Below are 13,999 nucleotides of genomic sequence, written 5' to 3'. Positions count from 1 at the left end.
CCCCGATGGCGCCAGGCACCACCGGGGTTTCTTATTTTGATAGCAGTCAGCGCTTATGGCACTGGCACTTGCGGTCGTTTTTACTCAAAAAGTACCCCACTCAGGCCAGCAAGGCATTCACCCGCTTGACGTAGGCTGCCGGGTCTTCTGGCAGGCCGCCTTCGGCCAGCAGGGCCTGGTCGAACAGGATGTGCGCCAGGTCGTGAAAGTGCACGCTGCCGTCCAGCTTCTTGACCAGCGCGTGTTCGGCGTTCACCTCCAGCACGGGCTTGGTGGCGGGGGCCTGCTGGCCGGCCTGCTTGAGCAGGCGGGCCAGCTGCGTGCTCATGCCGTCGTCCTGCACCACCAGGCACGCGGGGGAGTCGACCAGGCGGGTGGTCACGCGCACGTCTTCGGCCTTGTCCTTGAGCGCTTCTTTCAGCTTGGCCAGCACGGGCTTGAAGGCCTCGGCAGCCTCTTCAGCGGCCTTCTTCTCGGCCTCGTCCTGCAGCTTGCCCAGGTCCACGGCACCCTTGGCCACGCTTTGCAGTGGCGTACCGTCAAACTCGTGCAGGTAGTTCAGCGCCCACTCGTCCACGCGGTCAGTCATCAAGAGCACTTCGATGCCCTTCTTCTTGAAGACTTCGAGCTGCGGGCTGTTCTTGGCGGCGGCGAGCGTTTCGGCCGTGATGTAGTAGATGGCCTCCTGGCCTTCCTTCATGCGGGCCTTGTAGTCGGCAAAGGAGACTGTCACGGCATCGCTCTGCGTGGAGGCAAAACGCAGCAGCTTGGCCAGGCGCTCGCGGTTGGCAAAGTCCTCACCCAGGCCTTCCTTCAGCACCGCGCCAAACTCGGCGTAGAACGCGGTGTACTTGCCTTCCTTGGCCTTGTCTTCCTCGCTCACCACGTCGGTCACGCCATCGGCGCCCTCAGCCGCTGCGGCTTCGTGCTTGTCGTGTTTGGCCAGGTCTTCCAGCATGCTCAGCACGCGCTTGGTCGAGCCTTCGCGGATGGAGCGCACGTCGCGGCTTTCCTGCAGCAGCTCGCGGCTCACGTTCAGCGGCAGGTCGGCGGAGTCGATCACGCCCTTGACGAAGCGCAGGTAGGTGGGCATCAGCGCTTCGGCGTCGTCCATGATGAAGACGCGCTTGACGTACAGCTTAACGCCCGCCTTCTTGTCGCGGTTCCACAGGTCGAACGGGGCCTTGGCGGGGATGTACAGCAGCTGCGTGTACTCGGTATTGCCCTCGACGCGGTTGTGCGCCCAGGTCAGCGGGGCCTCGTGGTCGTGGCTGATGGTCTTGTAGAACTCGGCGTATTGTTCCTCGGTGATGTCCTTCTTGGGGCGCGTCCACAGGGCGCTGGCCTTGTTGATGGTTTCCCACTCACCGGTCTTGACCATGCCGCCGGGCTGGCGGCCGCCGTTTTCGTCATTGGGGTTGATCAGCTCGCCGTCTTTCCACTCTTCCTTTTCCATCAGGATGGGCAGGCTGATGTGGTCGGAGTATTTGGCGATGACCTGCTTGAGCTTCCAGGCGTTGAGATATTGCTCGGCATCGTCGCGCAGGTGCAGGATGATGCTGGTTCCGCGCTGGGCGCGGGTGATGGTTTCGACCTCGAAGTCGCCAGTGCCGCCGCTGATCCAGCGCACGCCTTCTTCGGGCTTGAGGCCGGCGCGGCGCGACTCCACGGTGATCTTGTCGGCCACGATGAAGCCCGAGTAGAAGCCCACGCCGAACTGGCCGATGAGCTGCGCGTCTTGCTTCTGGTCGCCGCTGAGCTTGCCCATGAAGTCCTTGGTGCCGCTCTTGGCGATGGTGCCCAGGTGGTCGATGGCTTCTTGCTGGCTCATGCCGATGCCGTTGTCGGTGATGGTCAGCGTCTTGGCGGCCTTGTCGAAGGTCACGCGCACTTCGAGGTTGGGGGCGTCTTCAAACAGGGCCGCGTTGTTCAGGCCCTCAAAACGCAGCTTGTCGCAGGCGTCCGACGCGTTGGAGATCAGCTCACGCAGGAAGATTTCCTGGTTGGAGTACAGCGAATGGGTGACCAGGTGCAGCAGCTGGGCTACTTCCGCCTGGAAGGACAGGGTTTGCTTGCTCATGGAGGGGTTCTCTCTCTATGGAAATCGGTCTGAACGAATGCGAATGGAATCGGCACAAAAAATCACGCCTGCCGAACCAGCAGGCGTGATGTAGGGGCATGCGCCCGGTTTTCAAGGGCCCCGCGTGGGCGGCGCACCGCCACCCCGCCGGGAGCGACGGCTTCAACCGTCGGTGGTGATGCGCTCGATCAGCGTCTTGAGCATGGCGTCGGCCTTGTCGTTGGCGACCTGACAGGTGCCTGCCGCCGCATGGCCGCCGCCGCCAAACTCCAGCATCAGGTTGCCCACATGGGTCTTGCTGCTGCGGTCCAGAATGGACTTGCCGGTGGCAAACACCGTGTTCTGCTTTTGCAGTCCCCACATCACATGGATGGAGATGTTGCATTGGGGGAACAGCGCGTAGATCATGAACCGGTTGGTGGCCCAGATCGTTTCCTCATCGCGCAGATCCAGCACCACCAGGTTGGCAATGCGGATGGCGCAGCTTTGCAGCTGTGCCTGGGCCTTGGGGGCGTGCTCGCGGTAGAGCTGCACGCGCTCCTGCACATCGGGCAGGGCCAGGATCTCGTCGATGGTGTGGTCGCGGCAGTACTGGATCAGGTCCATCATCAACGCATAGTTGCTGATGCGGAACTCCCGAAAACGCCCCAGGCCCGTGCGCGAGTCCATGAGGTAGTTCAGCAGCACCCAGCCCTGGGGGTTGAGGATGTCCTCGCGCGAGTACTGGGCCGAGTCGGCCTGGTCCACGGCGGCCATCATCTCGTCGGTGATGCGGGGGAAGGCCGCCTTGCCACCGTAGTAGTTGTAAACCACCCGCGCGGCCGAGGGGGCATGGGCCTCGATGATGTGGTTCTCGTCGCGGCGGCCCGAGTTGCGGATGGTTTCGGACTCGTGGTGGTCGAACACCAGGTGCGCACCCGGCACATAGGGCAGGTTGGTGGTGATATCGCGGCTGGTGATGGGCACCTTGCCGTCCTGCATGTCCTTGGGATGGACGAAGGTGATCTCGTCGATCAGGTTCAGCTCATTGAGCAGCACCGCGCAGACCAGGCCGTCAAAGTCACTGCGGGTCACCAGGCGGTATTTCGCATCACTCACTCAATTCTCCTTGTTATGTGGCGCACCGCGACATGGTAGCCGCGCCCGGGCCCCTGGCAAGCACCGCTTGCGTCAAAAAGCAGGCCGCCGGGGTACTCTTTGAACAGCCTCTTGGTCAATGGTCCTGCATCCAGTCCTGCAGTTGCCGGGCCACGCCCGCATCTGCCAGCAGGTCCAGGTGGCCCAGGCGGTAAAACACCGCCTGCCGGGCCTTGGCAAACCCCAGCGTCCTGGCAGGATCATCGTGGATGCCCAGCGCGCTGTGCAAGGGCACCAACCCGTCCCCCACCAACCGCTCGCCCACCGGGCTGCGCCGCGCAGCCAGGGTGGCCGCCACCGCGTGGCATGCCACTCCGGCAGGCAGCGGCACCTGGGTGCGCTGGTCGGGGCTTTTGCGAAAGCGGTCCCGCCCCAGCCAGTCGGACTCCAGCACATGGCCGTAGCGCAGGTCGGTGATGCCCGCGCTACGCAGCTGGCCCAGGCGCGCAAACGGGCGCGAATAGGCATTACTGCCCAGCAGCACGTCCACCCAGTGCCCCGCACGCTCCAAAGGGGCGCCGTGGTGCGGGGTGCCCAGAAAGACCAGGTGGCGCAGCAGGGGTAGCCACCCGCTGGCGCCCGCAGTTGCCTGGGCTGCCTGGGCTGCATGGTGGCAGGCGCTGCGCGCCACCAGCCCGCCCATGCTGTGGGCCAGGATGGACAGCTCCGTCACCGGCACGGGCCACGAAGCCACCAGAGATGTGAGCAGCGCCGACAGCTCGGCCCCGTTGGTGGAGGTGTGCTGGCCCGTGTTGTAGCGGAGGTAGACAGGGGTGTAGCCCAGGGCCTCGGCCAGATGGGCGCCATGGTCATGGCCGTGGCGCAGCCACTGCAGGTCGTTCATGCACAGGCCATGCACCAGCACCAGCAGCTTGCCGGTGGCGGCGCCCGGGGCGGCCAGCGCGTGCAAGTCCAGGGGCAGACCGTGCTGGTACCAGCCCATCCGCGTGCACAGCGGGTTGCCGTCGCGCTGCAGGCGGTCGCCCATCACGCCGTTGAGCGCGGCAATGACCGCCTCGCGCTCCCAGTGCACCTCACCGGCCGACGTGGCCGGGGCAAAAAACGGCTCCAGCCGCGCCAGCCCCGCCTGCAGGCCCGCATCCACCAGCTGCGTCACCCCGCGAATGCTTTGGTACACCAGCCCCGTCAGCCCCCGCGTGCGACCCGGCTCGGCACCGCCCGGCAGCCCCAGCGTGCCCAGCACCGACTGGTGCAATCCCTCGGCCACCCGGGTGATGCCGGTGGTGGCCTGCGTGGCCAGGCGCGCCACAGCGCGCAGGTCGGAGGCTCGCAACTGGCGCAGCGGGTTGGCCGTCGCCGCCTTGGCGCCGTCGCCCGCAGGGGTAGAAGCAGCAGGCTTGCGCGGCCGAGGTGCGGAAGGAAGGGGCATGAGAGGGGCTCCGTTTAAAAATGCTTGCAAGGAGCCCGGGGCTCTCAGAACCGCTCGTTGGGCGACAGGTAACGCCACTGGCCCACGGGCAGGTTGCCCAAGGTCACGCGGCCGATGCGGATGCGCTTGAGGCCCACCACCTTGAGCCCCACCAGTTCGCACATGCGGCGGATCTGGCGCTTTTTGCCCTCGGTGAGCACAAAACGCAGTTGCTCGGGGTTCTGCCAATCGACCTTGGCGGGCTTGAGCGGCTCGCCGTCCAGGCTCAGGCCGTGGCGCAGACGCTCCAGCAGCTCTTTGGGAAACACCGCCTGCACATTGGTGCTGACGGGGTCACGCTCGTTGATTTCCTGCAGTGGCGCGGAGCGCTCCCCGGGGTGATGGGGCGCCGCCTGGCCCGGGGCCTGGTAGACCACGCGCACCAGGTACTCCTTTTCCATCACGGAGTCCTCGCCAATGATCTGCCGGGCCACACGGCCGTCCTGGGTCAGCACCAAAAGGCCCACCGAGTCGATATCGAGCCGCCCACAGGGCGCCAGGCCCCGCAGCTGCGGCGGGGAGAAGCGGTTGCGGCTGGGGTCCTCGCGCCAGTGGGTACGGGGGTTGATCAGAGCCACGGCGGGCGTGTGGCCGTCTTCGGCCTGGCCGCTCACATAGCCAATGGGTTTGTTCAGCAGGATGGTGACGCGCTGCTCCTGGAAACCCTGGGCAATCTTGTCCACCTCGATGCGATCGGCCGCCGTGACCTGCTGGCCCATGGTGGCCACCACGCCATTGACCTTGACCCAGCCCTGCTCCACCCAGTCGTCGGCCTCGCGGCGCGAGCACAGGCCCAGCTCGGCCATGCGCTTGTTCAGGCGCGAGGTGGGCAAGCCGCCCACGGTGCCCGTCGCCGGCGCAGGCACCTGGCGCACCGGGGCCACAAAAGCGCCCGAGGCCACGCGGTAGTTGGAGGGTGCAGGGGCGCGGGACGGCCGTGGGGCCCGGGGCGGCGGCGCGGGCCGTGCAGAAGCAGGCCGAGCAGGGGCGGGCTTGGCCGTCAGGGTCGGGCGGCGCAGCACGGGCCGACCGGCGGCTGGCGCAGAAGACGATGGGCCGCCAACGTCGGAGGCGGGAGCGGCGGCAGGGCCCGCAGGCGGGCGAGAGGAGGAGGAAGACATTGCGGGTATTTTCGCCTGTGGACTGCTTAGCCCCCAAACAGAGAGGCGGCGGCCTGCTGCCAGCTACTCCTGGCGCGCCTGCCAGGCGAGGAAATCATCCACCGGCAGGGGCCGCGCGATGTGGTACCCCTGCGCCTCGTCGCAGGCCAGCGCACGCAGGCGATCCTGGATGGCGGCAGTCTCCACGCCTTCGGCCACCACCGTGAGCCCCAGGTTGTGCGCGAGGTCGATGGTGGAGCGCACGATCATCGCGTCGTCCTCACCCGTTTCCATGCCCATCACAAACGACTTGTCGATCTTGAGTTCATCCACCGGCAGGCGCTTGAGGTAGGCGAGCGACGAGTAGCCGGTGCCGAAATCGTCGATGGACAGCTTGAAGCCCTGCTCCGACAGGCGGTTGAGCATGGCCTCGGCGCGCTGGGGGTCGTCCATGATCGCGCTTTCAGTGATCTCCAGGCAGAAAGCACTGGCCGCCACCCCATGGCGCACCAGAATGTCGGCCAGCCGGTGGCTCAGCTCGGGGTCGAGCAGGTCGCGCGTGGAGAGGTTGACCGACACCCTGAGCGGCAGGCCCTGGGTGCGTGGGTCGGCCAGCAGGCGCGCTACTTCTTCAAACATCCACAGCGTGAGGTGGCGCACAAACCCGGTCTGCTCGGCAAACGGGATGAACTGCATGGGCGGCACCAGACCGCGGTGCGGGTGCTGCCAGCGCACCAGCGCCTCGGCCGCCAAGCCCGGCTGCCCGTGCAGGGGCACCTTGGGCTGCAGGTACAGGCGCAGCTCATGGTGCTCCACGGCGTGGCGCAGCTCGGTCAGCAGCGACAGGGTCTGCGCGCTGGACGAGTCAAACGCCGCGTCGTACTGCAGGGCCCCGCTGAGCTGGCGCTTGGCGGCGTACATGGCAATTTCAGAACGGCTGAGCAGCGTGTCGGCGTCGCCCGCATCGCCCGGCCAGCAGGCAAAGCCAATGCCTGCGCTCAGGTCCACCGTCTGGTCCTCAAAGGCCAGCGGTAGCTCGAACGACTGGTTGATGCGCTGGGCCACGTCGTGCGCGTCCGCCGCATCGGCGCGCTGCAGCAGGATGGCGAACTCATTGCCGCCCAGGCGCGCCACCATGTCGTCGGGCGAGCGCACCTGCTGGCTCAGGCGCTCGGCCACGGCCTGCAGCAGGCGATCGCCAAAGGCATAGCCCAGCACATCGTTCACATGCTTGAAGCGGTCCAGGTCCAGCGTGAGCACGGCCAGGGGCTGCGGCTTGCTGGCATTGCCAGCAATCGCCTGCACCACGGCGTCGCGAAAACGCTCCCGGTTGGGCAGGCCCGTCAGGCGGTCCCAGTAGGCCAGGCGGCGGATCTCGGTCTGCTGGGCGCCAATGTCCACGCGCATGTGGTCGAACGAGCGCGCCAGGTTGCCGATTTCGTCCGTGCGGTCGGTGTGCTCCAAAGGTACGTCGTATTCACCACGCGACAGCCGCTGCGTGGCTGCGAGCAAGGAGCGCAGCGGCGTGGCGAGCCGTTGCGCCACCAGGCCCGTACCCACGGCAAACAGCAGCACACCCGCCACGGTGATGATGGCCAGCAGCACCTGCAACTGCCGATAGGGGGCTACCACCTCGTCCACCGACCGCAGCAGCAGCGAGTGCACCTCGCCCCCCACGCTGTCGAGCGGGCTGGAGCGCGCCAGCAAGGTGCCCTCGGCCGTCTGCAGCTCGCCCGCCGCGCCGCCGCTGGCCAGCAGCAAGGCCTGTGCGTCCTTGGGCAGGGTGCTGACCGGCAGGGTCATTGCGCCCCCGGGGGCCTTGACCATCAGGGCCACATGCACCGACAGGAGCTGGCGCATTTCGTCGGCACGCGACTGGTCGATGCGAAAGCCCATCAACACCCAACCAATGACCACCGGCGCCCGCATGGGCACCATCACGAACTGGTAGGGAATGCCTTCCATCACCGCGATCTGGCTGCCCTGGGGCTGCTGCGCGAGGCGCGGCACCACCTGCTGCAGCGTGGCCGGAAACTGGTCCATGCTGCCCGTGAGGCTGACCGCACGCAGCGTGAGGTCGGTGCTCAGCAGCGCCGTCACGGCCGCGCCGATGCGGCTGCCGTGGTTTTCGAGCACCGACTGGATGGTTTCCTCGTCGCCCGAGTTGACCGCCGAACGAAACCCGTAGTCCGCCGCCAGCAGGGCCGAGCCCTGGCGCAGTTGCTCCGCGTTCTGGTCCAGCAGGCGGCGCCAGATGTTTTCATCCAGGTCCAGGGCGCGCGCGATCTGGGCACGTGCATTGCGGTCGATGGAGGCCCGCACCACGGCGAACCCCGCCGCCTGCACGATGAGCAGCAGCAGCAACGACAACCCCACCAACCGCAGGATCAGGCTGCGCCGGGCTAGGCGCAGCCGCGTCAAGGCTGCAACCCCGTCATGCGCACCGACGCCGTGGCCGCTCCCGTGGCCGGCACGGTCAGTGCCTGCTCCAGGGCCGGGGCGCCCACCGGCAGGCGGGCGTGCCAGGTGCGCAGCGTATAGGTGCCAGGCGGCACGTTGTCGAGTTGCGCCTTGCCCGTGGCCGCAGGGGTGCGGGCGTAGTACGGTGTGTCCACCACCAGCACCCACCCCACCATCTGGTCGTGGATGTTGCAGCCCAGCGTGACCACGCCAGACTTGTCAAACAGCACAGGGTTGGACGGCGTGCCGCTGTAGAGCTTGAGTTCGAACTTCTTGGCGGGCGAGAACGAGTACACGTGGTGCCGCACGGTATCGTGGTTGGGAAACCGCACCTCGGTGCCCACCGGCACCACCAGCACACCGGGCACGAACTGCCGCTTCTCCTGCGCCATCTCCACGCCAGCGAGCGGCTTGACCTGCTTGCGGGCCTCGGCCGAATCCAGAAAGACCACGGCATCGGCCAGCGGCTTGCCCGCAGCGTCGGACACATCGACCTGCACCGTGCCCGCCTGCGCGCCGCCAGCCAGCAGTACCAGCGCAGCAAGCGCTGCCCACCGGGCCAACCTGGCGGGCTGCAGCGTCGGCGGGCCGGCCGGCCTCATGGTTCGATCGCCAGGCCCACCAGGGGCGCGCCATCGCCCACCACGCCCAGAGGGCGGGTGGCGCCAGTGGCCAGGTCCACCTGGTGCAGGCGGGTCTGGGTGTCGGCGGCTGTGCGCACGGCAATGAGGGCGGTGTTGCCCACGTCGGCAATGTCAAAGCTCACATCCGTGAGCGGCCCGAGCCCCAGCGGGCCCACGGTGCGCAGCTGCCCGGCGTTGGGCGACACCACCGGCTGGGTGCCCTCGCGCGAGCCCTGCATCACCAGCACGCCCAGCGCGCGGTCGATCGCGTAGTTGGTGGTGATCTTGCTGTCGTTGGGGTTGTAGGTATAGGCAGCACCGGCAATGTCGGGCCTGCGGCGCGCGTTCACATCGCCCCAGGCGTAGCGCAGGCTGGGATCAGGCTGCACACCTTCGACGGTGGCATCGCCATCGACCACCGCCCCGGTGTCGGGGTGCAGGCGCAGGTTCTGGCCCGTGTTGGACACCACCCGGATTCGGTCGGCCGCCGGGTTGAAATCAAAGCCGAACACCGTGCCCTGAAGCGCCAGCGCAGCAGGCCCGGGCCCGACAGGGCGCAGCGCACCGGTGGGGATGTCGAGCGTGTACAGGCGGCCCGCTTGCGACAGCGCATAGAGCACGCCCTTGGCCACGCGGAAGTCGATGCCCACCAGCCGCTCGCCGGGCGCCAGGCCCGTCACAGGGCGCCGCTCCAGGATGCGCTCGGGCTGCGCAGCCTGGAAGGTGATGAGTTCGTGCGATGCCGTCACGGCCACCAGCGTTTCGCGCAAGCCGATATCGGGCCGGGGCGCCGCACAGCCAGCCAGCACGGCCAACGCCACTGCAGCAAGCGCCGCACGCAGCGTGGAGGAGGGAAAAAACGGATGCATGGGACGCCTCGCAAGTGTTACAGGTTTATACCTGATCGGCTGCACTCGCGGCGGGGACAAGGGCAAACCCCGAGCCTCCACACACTATGTTTTTAATAGCACCCAAGGCATGAATTATTTGCGCCTATAGCGTTTTTACCAATGATTTCACTGGTATCTTCTGTTGCACTTTGACGCCAGTGCACCAAGGCTGTGCACCGCTGCATTTGTAACAAAACGGCTATGCAGATCGGGCATGGGAGCATCCTCAACACTCATGACACATTTTGTTGTTATTGCCTACACTGCACCGACCTCGGCCCCACCCATCGGGCGCCATGAGGCCGGTGGGCACCGTTATTGCTTTTGCACCAAAGCCCCCGCTTGATCACGCTTTGATCCTTTTCGATACCCAAGGACTCCCATGTCGGCTGCTTCCACCCTCAAATCCCTGTCGATCTCCAGCCGGTTGAGCCTGGGGTTTGGCTGCATGCTGGTGCTGCTGGTGGCCGTGGCAGCAGTGGGGCAGCTTTCCGTGGGCAAGGTGCACGATCAGATGACCCAGATCACCGGCGTGGGCGCCAACAAGGCCAAGCTGGTCAACGGCATGCTGGAGAGCGTGAGCGCCATCGGCATCCAGAGCCGCTCCGCCGCCATGCTCAACGACATCGACCCCAAGCAGGCGCGCGAGCAGATCGTGGCCGTGGGCAAGACGCTCAAGGAATACGCCGCGCAAGAAGCCGCTCTGTCCGAGCTGCTCACGCCCGCCAAGGCCACCCCCGCAGAGCTCAAGCTGCTGGGCGAGGTGCAGGCCCTGGGCGGCAAGACCCGCCCCGAACTCGACAGCGCCATCAAGGCCGCTGACGACGGCGACACCGTGAGCGCCACGCTGGCGCTGATGACCCGCGTGGCCCCCGCAGAAACCGCCTGGCGCGCCAAGCTGCGCGAGCTGATCGAGCTGCAAAACACCCTGAATGCTGAAGCCACAAGCTCGGCAGAACAAACCCAGAGCAGCGCCCGCGTGGTGGGCGGGCTGCTGGTGTTGCTGGCCATTGGCCTGGGCGCTCTGATCGCCTGGCGCATCACGGCCAGCATCACCGCCCCCATTGGCCGTGCGGTGGTGGTGGCCGAGCGCATTGCGCGCGGCGACCTCACCTCGCAGGTCGAAGTGCGTATCCACGACGAAACCGGCCGACTGCTCGAAGCCATTGCCGCCATGCAGGAGCGCCTGCGCACCCTGGTGGGCGAAATCGGGCAGACCGCCGACTCCATCCTGGTGGCCAGCTCCGAGGTGGCCTCGGGCAACCTGGACCTGAGCCAGCGCACCGAGCAGACCTCGCACAACCTGCAAAGCGCGGCCAGTTCGCTGGTGGACCTGACCGGCACGGTGTCGCAGAGCGCCGACTCGGCCCGTCAGGCCAACCAGCTCGCGTCCACCGCGTCCGATGCGGCCACACGCGGCGGCGAAGTGGTGGGCCAGGTGGTGCGCACCATGGACACCATCAGCGCCAGCTCGCGCAAGATCGCCGACATCATCAGCGTGATCGATGGCATCGCGTTCCAGACCAACATCCTGGCGCTGAACGCCGCCGTGGAGGCCGCCCGCGCCGGCGAGCAGGGCCGGGGCTTTGCGGTGGTGGCGGGCGAGGTGCGCAACCTCGCGGGCCGCTCGGCCCAGGCGGCGCGCGAGATCAAGGCCCTGATCGGCACCAGCGTGGACCAGGTGCAAGAAGGCAGCACACTCGTCAACCACGCCGGCAAGACCATTGAAGAACTGGTGCAGTCGGTGCGCCGCGTGTCCGACATCATGGGCGAGATCACGGCCGCCACGCAGGAGCAAAGCCAGCGCATCGGCCATGTGAGCCAGTCGGTGGGCGCACTGGAAGAAATGACCCAGCAGAACGCCGCACTGGTGGAAGAAGGCGCGGCGGCTGCCGACAGCCTCAAGGACCAGGCCGGGCGCCTGACGCAGATGGTGGGCACCTTCCGCCTCTCGCGCAACGACGGCGGCGACGAGGACAGCTGGGGTACCGCCAGCCCCGCCGCAGCACCGGCGGCGGTGCCGGCGCCCGCACGCACTGCAGCCCCGCGCCCACTGGCCTCGGCCGCATCACGCGCTCCTGCCCTGCCGCGCAGCTGACGGGACTTTCCCACGGGCGTACGCTCCCGGAGGGAATGCGCACAGCGCCTCAGGGGGCGGTCACGCTGGACCGAAGCGCCGCCAGGTCCAGCACGCGCAGGCCGCCGTACTCCACACGGATCGCGCCTTGCGCCTCCAGCGCAGACAGCGCCTCGTTCACCCGCTGGCGTGACAGCCCCACCAGGTAGGCCAGCTCTTGTTGCGTGATGCGCAGCACCTCGCCCACGCCCGGGTACAGCACCGGGTTGAACAGCGAGGCGAGGCTGCGGGCCACGCGCACATCGGGGTTGTTCAGGCGGTCGATTTCGCGGGCTGCGATGAACTGGCCCAGGCGCTCGTTCAGCTGGTTCATCACGAAGCGGTTGAAGCCGATGGAGTGGTCCAGCAGCCAGTGAAAGCTGTCGATGGGCAGCCCCGCCACCACGCTCTTGCGCAGGGCCTGGATGTTGTAGCGGTAGGGCTCGCGCTTGATGGTCGTGCCCTCGCCAAACCATCCGCCGGGCGGCAGGCCTGCATAGGTCATGGTCTGCCCCTGGGCGTTGTCGGTGCTCATCTTGAGCAGGCCCTCCACCACACCAAACCAGTAGGTCACCGGGCGCCCGACGCGGCACACATAGTCGCCCGGCTTGGCGTCACCCACCAGCAGCGAGGCCACCGCGCGCTCCCGCTCGGCGGGCAGCAGCAGAGGGAGCCAGGGAATGCCTTCCAGCTCCTGCGGCGTGGGCGAACGGCGCCGCTGGTGCAGCGACAAGTCCTGGTGGGTGCGTGGGTCCATGGCGCAAAGGTTCTCACGAAAAAGGGCGCCCCGCAGCCGCCTGGGCATGCGGGAATACCACGACCCCAATTGTCGTCAGACCGACAAAAAAATGCCAATCGTGACGGGATGATGTCGCCTCGCGCCCCTGCCACCTACGGAGGGCGCCCCGAGGAGACCAGCACCATGACCCAACCATCTTCCACCACCGCACGCCCCCTCCACCCCGCGCCCACCACGCCGCGCCCCCTGGCCCGCCGCCAGGTGCTGGCTGCCGCTGCCGCCACCGCAGCGGCCGTGGGCCTGCCCGGGCTGGGCTGGAGCGGCGCAGCCCGCGCGCAGGAGGGCGCCATCAAGATCGCACAGTCCACCGCCCTCACCGGCCCGCTGGGCGATCTGGGCTCGGCCATGCACCAGGGCGCCAAGGCCGCGTTTGCGGGCATCAACGCGCGCGGCGGCGTGCACGGCAAGGCCATTGAACTCGTCACCCAGGACGACACCTACGACGTGCCCAAGGCGCTGGCCAATGTGGAGCAGTTCCTGGCCGACCCTGGGTACTTTGCGCTGTTCAACTGCATGGGCACACCCATGATCGACGCCATGCTGCCCAAGGTGATCGAAAGCGGCATCCCGTTTTTTGCGCCCTTCACCGGCGCGCAGCTCAGCCGCACCAAGAACGCCCGCAACGTGTTCAACATCCGCGCCAGCTATGCCGACGAGGCCGAGAAGCTGGTGCAGCACCTGTCCACCATCGGCATCCAGCGCATCGGCATCGTCTACCAGAACAACTCGTTCGGCAAAGAGGTGTTCAACGCCGCCAAGCAGTCGATGGACCGGCTCAAGCTGCCCGAAGCCGTCACGGTGACCGTGGAGAACAATGCCTCGGACGCGGGCAGCGCCGCCGCCAAGCTGGCCGGCGGCAACCTGGAGGCCATCGTGATCGGCCTCGCGGGCAAGCCCACGCTGGAGTTTGTGAAGGCGTTCCGCGCGCTCAAGCGGGGCGTGACGCTGTACGCGCTGTCGGTCATGGGCACCCCGGCCACCGTCAAGGCCCTGGGCGCAGACGCCACGGGCATGGCGATCTCGCAGGTGGTGCCTCTGCCCTCCAACGTGGTGATGCCCGTGGTGCGCGAGTTCCAGGCCGCCTGGAAGGCCTCGGGCGCCACGGCCGAGCCTTCGCATCTGGCGCTGGAGGGCTACATCAACGCCCGCGTGTTTGCCGAGGCCTTGCAGCGCGCAGGCCGCAACCCCACCCGCGCAGCCTTCATCGACGCCACCTGGAACCTGAAAAAGTGGGACCTGGGCGGGTTCGAGATCAGCGCCAGCACCCCGGACCGCAACGCCTCGCGCTTTGTCGAACTCACGCTGGTGGGACGCGATGGGCGGTTCCTGCGATAGCCCGAAGGGCCCGCCGGTGGCACGCTGATG

At 67.3% G+C, this 13,999-nt stretch carries 10 protein-coding genes; 2 read left to right on the top strand and 8 right to left on the bottom strand.

The annotated features are described in order from the left end of the window. Positions 1–100: 100 nt before the first annotated feature. The 7 genes from htpG to ACODSM_RS05090 form a co-directional block, all read right to left on the bottom strand. Complete coding sequence (gene htpG / locus ACODSM_RS05120; RefSeq protein WP_488804535.1) at positions 101–2,080, bottom strand: molecular chaperone HtpG; 1,980 nt, start codon at positions 2,078–2,080, stop codon at positions 101–103. A gap of 162 nt (positions 2,081–2,242) precedes the next feature. After that, positions 2,243–3,178, bottom strand: coding sequence for an exopolyphosphatase (locus ACODSM_RS05115; RefSeq protein ID WP_015012363.1), 936 nt, complete (start codon positions 3,176–3,178; stop codon positions 2,243–2,245). Between the two features lie 115 nt (positions 3,179–3,293). Next, positions 3,294–4,607: an esterase/lipase family protein gene (locus ACODSM_RS05110; protein WP_488804534.1), complete on the bottom strand. Its 1,314-nt coding sequence runs from the start codon at positions 4,605–4,607 to the stop codon at positions 3,294–3,296. Positions 4,608–4,651: 44 nt separating this feature from the next. Next, positions 4,652–5,548, bottom strand: coding sequence for a pseudouridine synthase (locus tag ACODSM_RS05105; protein ID WP_476016615.1), 897 nt, complete (start codon positions 5,546–5,548; stop codon positions 4,652–4,654). Between the two features lie 282 nt (positions 5,549–5,830). Next, positions 5,831–8,167 carry a putative bifunctional diguanylate cyclase/phosphodiesterase gene (locus ACODSM_RS05100; RefSeq protein WP_488804533.1) on the bottom strand — a complete coding sequence of 779 codons (2,337 nt, stop codon included), beginning with the start codon at positions 8,165–8,167 and terminating at the stop codon, positions 5,831–5,833. Further along, the gene (locus tag ACODSM_RS05095; RefSeq protein ID WP_488804532.1) at positions 8,164–8,808 is read right to left on the bottom strand and encodes a methylamine utilization protein; all 645 of its coding nucleotides are present in this window, start codon (positions 8,806–8,808) and stop codon (positions 8,164–8,166) included. Before ACODSM_RS05095 ends, ACODSM_RS05100 begins: the two co-directional genes overlap by 4 nt. Continuing rightward, complete coding sequence (locus ACODSM_RS05090) at positions 8,805–9,698, bottom strand: DUF4394 domain-containing protein (RefSeq protein WP_488804531.1); 894 nt, start codon at positions 9,696–9,698, stop codon at positions 8,805–8,807. The genes ACODSM_RS05095 and ACODSM_RS05090 overlap by 4 nt, the downstream gene beginning before the upstream one ends. Before the next feature lie 403 nt (positions 9,699–10,101). On the opposite strand from ACODSM_RS05090, the gene ACODSM_RS05085 reads away from it, so the two are divergent. After that, entirely contained in the window at positions 10,102–11,817 is a 1,716-nt protein-coding gene (locus tag ACODSM_RS05085) for a methyl-accepting chemotaxis protein (RefSeq protein WP_488804530.1), read from the top strand. Between the two features lie 49 nt (positions 11,818–11,866). Here ACODSM_RS05085 and ACODSM_RS05080 read toward each other — a convergent pair whose 3' ends face one another. Next, positions 11,867–12,592, bottom strand: coding sequence for a Crp/Fnr family transcriptional regulator (locus tag ACODSM_RS05080; RefSeq protein WP_015012356.1), 726 nt, complete (start codon positions 12,590–12,592; stop codon positions 11,867–11,869). A 165-nt stretch (positions 12,593–12,757) separates the two neighbouring features. Here ACODSM_RS05080 and ACODSM_RS05075 point away from each other — a divergent pair, with 165 nt between their 5' ends. Then, the gene (locus ACODSM_RS05075; RefSeq protein ID WP_209816377.1) at positions 12,758–13,969 is read left to right on the top strand and encodes an ABC transporter substrate-binding protein; all 1,212 of its coding nucleotides are present in this window, start codon (positions 12,758–12,760) and stop codon (positions 13,967–13,969) included. Positions 13,970–13,999: the final 30 nt, after the last annotated feature.

The organism is Acidovorax sp. FG42 (assembly GCF_057809195.1).
This window is presented reverse-complemented; position numbering and strand designations above follow the sequence as displayed.